This window comes from Tianweitania sp., assembly GCF_032053605.1.
Classification (GTDB): domain Bacteria; phylum Pseudomonadota; class Alphaproteobacteria; order Rhizobiales; family Rhizobiaceae; genus Tianweitania.
Window position 1 is genome coordinate 1 of the sequence record NZ_DAMBUH010000141.1, and the last position, 7134, is coordinate 7134.

Consider the following 7134-nt stretch of genomic DNA (forward strand, 5'->3'; position numbering starts at 1 on the left):
CCAAGGCAGCCGCACTGCGATCGTAGGCCCGTCCGGTTCCGGCAAATCCACTTTGTTGCGCATCATCGCCGGCTTCGAAGCCGCCGATGCCGGTACGATCGAACTCGATAACGCAACCCTGGTGGACGACGCCAACGCCGTGCCCGCGCATCTTCGCGGCATCGGCATCGTCTCGCAGGATGGCGCGCTGTTTCCCCATCTCAGCATCGCCGACAACATTGCCTTCGGCCTCGAGCGCCGCTCGCCCGATCGCAAGAAGCGCATCGGCGACCTGATGGCACTGATCGGCCTCGACCTCGCCATGCTGGAGCGCCGCCCGCACCAGTTGTCCGGCGGTCAGCAGCAACGTGTCGCCTTGGCGCGCGCGCTGGCTCGTCAGCCTCGCCTGATGCTCCTCGACGAACCTTTCTCGGCGCTCGATACCGGCTTACGCGAGCAGATGCGCCAAGCCGTCACGCAGATCCTCGGCGACGCAGGCATCACCGCCGTTCTCGTCACCCATGACCAAGCCGAAGCCCTGTCCTTTGCCGATCAGGTAGCTCTGATGCGCGGCGGCCGGCTGGTGCAACGGGGAACGCCCCGCGACGTGTATTTTCACCCTGCCGATCGGGAAACAGCGCTGTTTTTGGGCGACGCCCTGATCCTGCCCGCTATGCTCGACGGTGGCACGGCCTCCACCCCGCTCGGCCGCTTCCCCATCGCCAAGCCTGAACCATCCGGCACGGCCGAAATCCTGCTGCGTCCCGAACAGATCCAGCTTGTTCCGGCAGACAGGGGGCAGCCGCAGCTCGAAATCCTGCATGCAGCCTTTAGCGGCGCCAACTGGACGCTGCAGCTCAGGCTGATCGATCAGCGCAACCATCCGCCGCTGCATCTGCGCGTCAGCGGTGTCGACATTCCACCGACCGGCAGCCGTGTTGGCTTGGCGGTGAAGGGCGTCGCGCATGTGCTTGAAGAAGCAGAGATGAGCCAGCAACAATAAGCCGGCTTCTATTCAGCGGCGCTCTGGTTTTCGGAAAAATAGCCGTCCAGCGCGCCAAGCAGGCGGCGGGCGATCTCGGAGCGGCTGGAATAATAGATGGTCTGACGATCACGCCTTGTTTCCACAAGCCCGGCTTCGCGCAAGCGTGCAAGATGTTGGGAAATCGCGGATTGGCTGAGATTGACGCGTCGCGCCAGCTCGTTAACGGCCAATTCGTCCTGCAACAGGTGATGCATGACCAACAGGCGCTTGGCATTGCCAAGCACCGCCAGAAGCGCGGCCGACCTTTCGGCGCTGTCAATCACGACCTCAGACAATCCTGCCCTCGCGAACTTGATCTTACTCGCCAACGGGCGAGCCCCGCAAAGGGTTGCATGATTGTTGCTCGGCAAAGGGGAAAAACTGCCACCTGGCGGAAAACTCGGCGAAGAGCCGAATTGTATTCCTACGGACGCGCCGCGCCGCCGTCCTCATCAGAACCGTTTTCGGCCATGGCCATCTGAACCAGATCGATCTTTTCCAGCCACATCTCGCAAGCCATCGCCTTGGTGGGAAGTGGCGTGCTGACGCTGCCAAGACCCTGCTCGAGCGCGTCGGCATAATCCTGCAGATCCCGCACAAAGGCATCGCCCTGGAAGCCGGGAACATCGAGGATGAGGCGGCGCACCAGACGCTTCAGGAACTCGTTGTTGAGATCCTGCTGAAGCGCAAACATCAGCATACGCAGATTTTCTGTGCGCGGCATTGCCGGTTCCCCAATGCGTCCCCTCAACGGTGGCCGATAACAGCCTCCAGTCGACCCCTGCCCTCTCCGCAGGCGATCAACCGCGACAGGGTCTTCGCTCCTAGCGCGGCGGCAATTAGCAAAGTGTTAAGGTTTGCGGCAGCGCACAGCTGATACCTGACAAGCCATGCGATGCGGTTTGTCTGATCCAGATCAAAGTGCAGCACTCGCTTCCCCGCTACTCTGCGGCCATGATGGAAAAACCGACAGCCCGAAACAGGATGCTCGCGCCCGGCAAACCACGCTGCGCACCGCGTCCTCAAACGCTTTCATCGGGCAGGCTTGGTTCCGACGGCCAACCGCACCGCTCAAGACGACATCCGATTATCGCTTCGGGAGGAAGTTTCTGATGCCTCGCACTTCGCTTCAGCTTGCTTTGACCAGTCTTGGCACCAGCCATGATGATATGCTGCATCTCTGCGATCAGCTCGAATCCATCGCCGACAGCCTGCCGTCCAATATCGACCGGCAACAATGCCTGCATGTGGCGCGTGCCGTGTGCCGCACGGTTGCCGATGCGCATCGCCTAGAAGAAGCCGTGCTGTTTCCCGCTCTCGAGCCCCTGTCCACCACGCTGAAAACCATGCCGGCCACGCTAGATCGGCTACGTTACGAGCACTACGAGGACATGTGTTTTGCCGAAGAACTGCAGGACACGCTGCTGGCGATCGGCAAGGGCGAGAACCGCCTGTCGGGTGACGCTGCCGGCTACATGCTGCGCGGCTTCTTTGAAAGCGTGCGCCGTCACATCGCCTTCGAGCGCGAATTGCTGACGCCGCTGCTGGAAATGTCGTGGAGCACGACGCCCGCACCACGCGCGGTTGCTTAGACGCTCAGCCGCAGCGGCTTTTCAGGCGCGCCATGTCCATCACGTCGACATGGCGGTTGCCGGTGATCGCGATCACCTTGTCGGCGCGCAGCTTGGACAACTGACGCGACACGGTTTCCAGCGTCAGCCCAAGAAAATCGGCAATGTCGCTGCGCGTCAGTGGCAGATCGAAATGCCGGATCGCCTCTCCCTCGTGGCTTGGATCGAGATGCGTGGCGATCAGGTAAAGGAAGCTCGCGACCTTTTCCGATGCCGTCTTGCGGCCAAGCGTCACCATCCAGTCGCGCGCTTCATCGAGCTCGCGCAAGGTCTGCTGCATCAGCCTGTGTTCGAGGGCCGGATTTTCCGACATCAGCCGCTCGAGTGCTGCGCGCGGCACGCGGCATAGATCGACGTCGGACGCAGCCTCGGCCGTGACCGCGCTTTCCTTTGTGTAAAGCCGCCCCAGAAAATCCGGCGCAAATTGCAGGCCGACGATCTGCTGGCGCCCGTCTTCCAGCGTTTTGGTGAGCTTCACCACGCCGCGCATCACATTGGCATAAGAGTCTACCGGCTGCGCTTCCGACGCCAGTTCCGCACCGGCCTCATGCCGGATCACTCGCGTGATCTTCGATAAGGCGAGCAGTTCGCTTGGCTCCAGAACGCCGCACATGCCGTTGTGCCGCGCTTCGCAACTCTGACAAAGCACTGGCTGGTCTGAATTATGAATATCCCTGCGGTCTGCCATCAAAAATTCCGACTTCTTCCCCGCGTTCATCCTCAAACTGGCAAAGAACCTGCCTGGTCCGGTTTGCAATTCACGCGTCTGAGCTTCCGTAAAAGCGTCTCCAACCTTGATCGAGATCAACAACACGAAAGGCGTTGAGGGCTAAGTCATTGACAGCCTGGAGTGTTCCTATGACTGCCGATTTGATTGCCCGTTATGCGGGTCCCGTGCCTCGCTACACCAGCTATCCCACTGCCCCGCATTTCCATGATGGGATCAACGAGCAAACTTACGCGCGCTGGCTTGGTGAAATCAACCCGAACGAACCTCTATCACTTTATCTGCATCTACCGTTCTGCGACAGATTGTGCTGGTTCTGCGGCTGTCACACCAAGCAGGTGATGCGTTACGACCCCATCGCGGCCTATCTCGATGCTCTGAATATGGAGATCGAAACTGTCGCGCGCCACCTAAGCCGCGCACAGCCGGTATGCGCGATCCACTTCGGCGGCGGCTCGCCGACCATGATCGAGCCGGCCGACCTGGCCCGGCTGCGCGCCACACTCGACAAGCACTTCACCATTCTGCCGACCTGCGAGATCAGCGTCGAGGTCGATCCTAACGACATCAACCAGGCCCGCCTCGATGGCTGGGGCGCGTTCGGCGCGACCCGCGCGAGCTTTGGCGTGCAGGATTTCGACCTCAAGGTTCAGCAGAGCATCAACCGCCTGCAAAGCTTCGAACAAACCCGCGACGCGCTTGAAGGTTTTCGCCAGCGCGGCGTCAAATCGGCCAATCTCGACGTCCTTTACGGCCTGCCGCACCAGACGGAAGAAACGCTGGCCGCCACCATCAAGCAGGTAATCAGCCTGAACCCGGACCGCGTCGCTTTGTTCGGCTATGCGCATGTGCCCTGGATGAAGAAGCACCAAACCATGATCGACGAGGCCGCGCTGCCGAACATGGAACAGCGCTTCGCGCAGGCAGCCCTAGGTGCACGGCTGCTCACCGAAACCGGCTATATCGCGGTCGGCATCGACCACTTCGCTTTGCCGAGCGATACAATGGCGCAAGCCGCGCTGAACGGCACGCTGCGCCGCAACTTCCAGGGCTACACTACCGATTCCGCTAATGTGCTGATCGGCTTGGGCGCGTCCTCAATCGGCTCGCTGCCGCAGGGCTACATCCAGTCGATCACCGCAACCGCGCAATATAGCCGCCGTGCTCTGGCCGGCGAACTGCCGGTGGCCCGCGGCTTTGCCCTCAGCGAAGCTGACAAGGCGCGCCGCTGGATCATCGAAATGTTGATGTGCGGCTTCGCCTTTGATGCCGCCGAGCTGCGGACGCTTTATCCTGCCCAAGCTGAAGCGCTGCTTCGCCAAGCCGCCAGCTTCGTTGCCGCCGATCCCGACGATCTCGTCCATATGGAAGGCGAGCGCTTCATCGTCACGCCGCAAGGCCGCCCCTTCGTGCGCGTCGTCGCATCCTGGTTCGACGATTACCTTGCAACCGGTGCCGCCCGCCATTCGGCAGCCGTGTAACGAACCGAGGAAGGAACCGGCCGGACACATGCCCGGCCGTATCCGTCACATATGCAGTGCGTGACCGAGCGCTTTCAGCGCCGCTTCCTGCAAGGCTTCGCCACGCGTCGGATGCGAATGGATCGTGCCGGCAATGTCTTCAAGGCAGGCGCCCATCTCGATCGCCAGCCCAAAGCCTGCCGCCATCTCCGAAATCCCAGCACCCACCGCCTGGATGCCCAGCACCAGATGGTTGTCCTTGCGCGCAACGATGCGGATGAAACCGTCCTCGCGCTCCATCGTCATGGCGCGGCCATTGGCGCGGAAGGGGAAGTTCGCGACGATCGTCTCGAAGCCGGACTTCTTCGCCTCTTCCGGCTGCAACCCGGCTGAAACGATCTCCGGATCGGTAAAGCAGATCGCGGGGATGCAGCGCTTGTCCCAGCTGTCGTTCTGGCCGGCGATCACATTGGCCACCAGCTCGCCCTGCGCCATCGCGCGATGCGCCAGCATCGGCTCGCCCGTCACGTCGCCGATCGCATAGACACCGCGCATGGACGTGCGGCAGCGATCATCGATCTTGATGAAAGCGCGATCCATGTCGAGCGCGAGGTTTTCCAGCCCGAGACCCTTGGTGAAGGGACGACGACCCACCGTCACCAGGATCTTGTCGGCCGAGATCTGGCGAGTAGCGCCCGACGCATCCACCACCTCCACAGAACCGTCCTTGGCGCCCGTCACTTTCGCGCCGGTCAGCACCGTGATGCTGAGTTCATCGAGCCGCTTGGTCACCGGTCCGGTGAGTTCAGCGTCGTAGAGCGGCAGAACACGGTCGGCCATTTCCACGATGGTCACCGCCGAGCCCATCTTGGAATAAGCGATACCAAGCTCCAGCCCGATATACCCGCCGCCGACAACGCAAAGCTTCTCCGGCACCAATTCAAGCGCCAGCGCGCCGGTAGACGAGATCACATCCTCGCCGAATGGCAGGAACGGCAGCTCGACCGATTCCGAACCGGTCGCGATGATCACATGCTCGGCCGTGATCGTATCGCTCTCGCCGTCCACTTTGGCGACCTCGACGGTCTTGCCGTCCTTGAACGTCGCCGTGCCCTCGATCACCCGTACCTTCGCCTTGCGAAGCAGGCCGGCCACGCCGCCGGTGAGCTTGCCCACCACTCCGTCTTTCCACGCCATCGCAGTCGCAAGATCGAGCTTGGGCGATGACACCGAGATGCCCAGCGCATTGTCACCCGTAAAGCGATGCGCGGCCTCGAACTGTTCGGCGACGTGGATCAGCGCCTTGGAGGGGATGCAGCCGACATTGAGGCAGGTGCCGCCGACACGCGCCGCTTCCACCAGGATCGTGTCGAGGCCGAGCTGGCCGGCACGGATGCCCGCGACATAGCCGCCGGGCCCGCCGCCGATCACCAGAACCATGCAACGATAGGCAGCCATGCTCAGCCCTCCATGAACAAAAGGGCGGGTTCTTCGAGCAGCTGCTTGATGCGCTGCACGAAGGTCGCGGCGTTCCAGCCATCGACGATGCGATGGTCGAAGGACGACGACAGGTTCATCATCTGGCGCGGCACGAACTCCCGCCCATCCCACATCGGCCGGATCTGCATCTTGTTGACGCCGACGATAGCGACTTCCGGATGGTTGATGATCGGCGTGTGCACGAGGCCGCCCAGCGCACCCAGCGAGGTGATGGTGATGGTCGAGCCGCGCAGCTCGTCGCGCGTGATCGTGCCCTTGCGCGCCGAATCCGCCAGCCGGTTCACTTCACTAGCCGTGTCCCACAGATCGCGCGCTTCGCAATGTTTGACGTTGGCGACCATCAGCCCGGTCGGCGTTTGCACGGCCATGCCGACATGCACGCCGCCATATTGATGCACGACACCGGTTTCGTCGTCGAAGATCGAATTCACCACAGGCTCGTCGCGCACCGCCAGAACCACCGCCTTGATCAGGAAGGGCAGCAAGGTCAGCTTCGGCTGGTCGTCGCGTTTGGTCTTGTTCAGCGTCGCCCGCAGCTCTTCCACCTTGGTGACGTCGACTTCCTCGACATAGGTGATGTGCGGAATGTGCTTCTTCGACGCCGTCATCTTGTCGGCGATCATGCGGCGCAGACCGACGATCTTGATGTCCTTGACCGACGTGTCCGCCGCCAGACCGCGTTTGGCTGAGCCGCCGCCTTGGCCGGCACCCTTCTCGAACACCGCGTCGAGATCGGCATGGCTGATGCGGCCGGCCGGGCCGGTGCCCTGCACTTGGCGAAGGTCGATGCCGGCGTCCTTCGCGCGAGCGCGA

The 7134-nt window shown here is 62.2% G+C and carries 8 protein-coding genes; 3 read left to right on the top strand and 5 right to left on the bottom strand.

Annotation, left to right across the window (positions count from 1 at the left end; translation table 11 throughout):
* The coding region (locus RTX98_RS19100) for an ABC transporter ATP-binding protein (RefSeq protein ID WP_312798425.1) at nt 1-982 on the top strand (982 nt) is incomplete at its 5' end.
* 8 nt (nt 983-990) lie between these two features.
* On the opposite strand, the gene RTX98_RS19105 is transcribed toward RTX98_RS19100, so the two are convergent.
* Both RTX98_RS19105 and RTX98_RS19110 read right to left on the bottom strand, forming a co-directional pair.
* Nucleotides 991-1287, bottom strand: coding sequence for an ArsR/SmtB family transcription factor (locus tag RTX98_RS19105; protein WP_244641467.1), 297 nt, complete (start codon nt 1285-1287; stop codon nt 991-993).
* A 140-nt stretch (nt 1288-1427) separates the two neighbouring features.
* Nucleotides 1428-1727: a hypothetical protein gene (locus RTX98_RS19110; protein ID WP_312798426.1), complete on the bottom strand. Its 300-nt coding sequence runs from the start codon at nt 1725-1727 to the stop codon at nt 1428-1430.
* 388 nt (nt 1728-2115) lie between these two features.
* On the opposite strand from RTX98_RS19110, the gene RTX98_RS19115 reads away from it, so the two are divergent.
* Nucleotides 2116-2595: a hemerythrin domain-containing protein gene (locus RTX98_RS19115; RefSeq protein WP_312798427.1), complete on the top strand. Its 480-nt coding sequence runs from the start codon at nt 2116-2118 to the stop codon at nt 2593-2595.
* A 4-nt stretch (nt 2596-2599) separates the two neighbouring features.
* Here RTX98_RS19115 and RTX98_RS19120 read toward each other — a convergent pair whose 3' ends face one another.
* A complete protein-coding gene (locus RTX98_RS19120) occupies nt 2600-3322 on the bottom strand; it encodes a Crp/Fnr family transcriptional regulator (RefSeq protein ID WP_312798428.1) in 723 nt (240 codons plus the stop codon).
* 170 nt (nt 3323-3492) lie between these two features.
* On the opposite strand from RTX98_RS19120, the gene hemN reads away from it, so the two are divergent.
* The gene (gene hemN / locus RTX98_RS19125) at nt 3493-4842 is read left to right on the top strand and encodes an oxygen-independent coproporphyrinogen III oxidase (protein ID WP_312798430.1); all 1350 of its coding nucleotides are present in this window, start codon (nt 3493-3495) and stop codon (nt 4840-4842) included.
* A 45-nt stretch (nt 4843-4887) separates the two neighbouring features.
* Here hemN and lpdA read toward each other — a convergent pair whose 3' ends face one another.
* Both lpdA and RTX98_RS19135 read right to left on the bottom strand, forming a co-directional pair.
* Complete coding sequence (gene lpdA, locus RTX98_RS19130; protein WP_312798432.1) at nt 4888-6279, bottom strand: dihydrolipoyl dehydrogenase; 1392 nt, start codon at nt 6277-6279, stop codon at nt 4888-4890.
* A 2-nt stretch (nt 6280-6281) separates the two neighbouring features.
* A partial coding sequence (locus tag RTX98_RS19135; protein WP_312798433.1) for a dihydrolipoamide acetyltransferase family protein occupies nt 6282-7134 on the bottom strand: 853 nt, incomplete at its 5' end.